We start from the raw sequence: 938 nt of genomic DNA, 5'->3' as shown, positions 1-938 counted from the left end.
AAAAGCATTAATAACAAGACGCAGATTCTCCAATGCTTCAAAAGAATTTTAAAGAAAGAAAAATTGAAGAAAGAAGATGTTTTAGTAGTTGCTGAGAGGACTGGTATTTATACTAATCCCTTACTATGGTCATTAGTTGAAGAGGGCTATAATTTATGGATTGAATGTCCTAATCAGATTCATGCAAGTAAAGGTTTTTCTAGAGGTAAAAATGATAAGAAAGATGCTCGTATGATTGCTGAATATGGCTATAGGCATCAAGATAAAGTGAAGCTATGTCAGTTAACTGACGATAACTTGGTATCACTTCAGTATCTTCAATCCGAGCGTGAGCTATTAAAAAGAGAGGAAGCTAAATTTAAATCGCAAATCACTGATCATAAAGGCTATGTAAGTGAAAAAGATTACAGCTCACGTAAGAAAAGATATACTTCAATACTTACCACAATAAAGGAATCACTCCAAGAAATAGAGAAAGAAATCAATACTATTATCAAAGGAGATACAAAGTTGAAACATATCATGAAGTTACTGCTTTCTGTAAGAGGTGTTGGGCAAGTTATTGCTACAGATGTCCTTATTTCTACACAGGCTTTTACCAAATTTACAACAGCAAGAGCGTATTGTTCACATGTTGGTGTAGCTCCTTTTCAATATACATCAGGCAGTAGTATCAGGTCCCGTAATAAAGTATCAAAACGGGCTAATAAACGGATAAAACGGAACCTACACATGGGAGTTAATTCGGTGATACAAGCAGGTGGTAATTTTGAAAAATACTATAATAGAAAACTTAAGGAGGGGAAAGAAAAAATGGTTGTAATAAATGCATTGAGAGCAAAATTAATACATATTATGTTCTCAGTAGTGCAAAATAATCGCAAGTATTCAGAGGAGCACGTAGCCACCTGGACATAATTATTTTTTCCTTTGATTTG

The 938-nt window shown here is 33.9% G+C and carries 1 protein-coding gene; it reads left to right on the top strand.

The window, feature by feature from the left end; genetic code table 11:
- On the top strand, window positions 1-918 hold a 918-nt coding region (locus HHU12_RS34150; RefSeq protein ID WP_205960086.1), incomplete at its 5' end, for a transposase.
- Between the last annotated feature and the right edge of the window lie 20 nt (window positions 919-938).

The organism is Flammeovirga aprica JL-4, from assembly GCF_012844305.1.
Lineage (GTDB): Bacteria > Bacteroidota > Bacteroidia > Cytophagales > Flammeovirgaceae > Flammeovirga > Flammeovirga aprica.
Note: the sequence above shows the minus strand (reverse complement) of the source record. Positions and strands in the feature narration are given on the sequence as shown.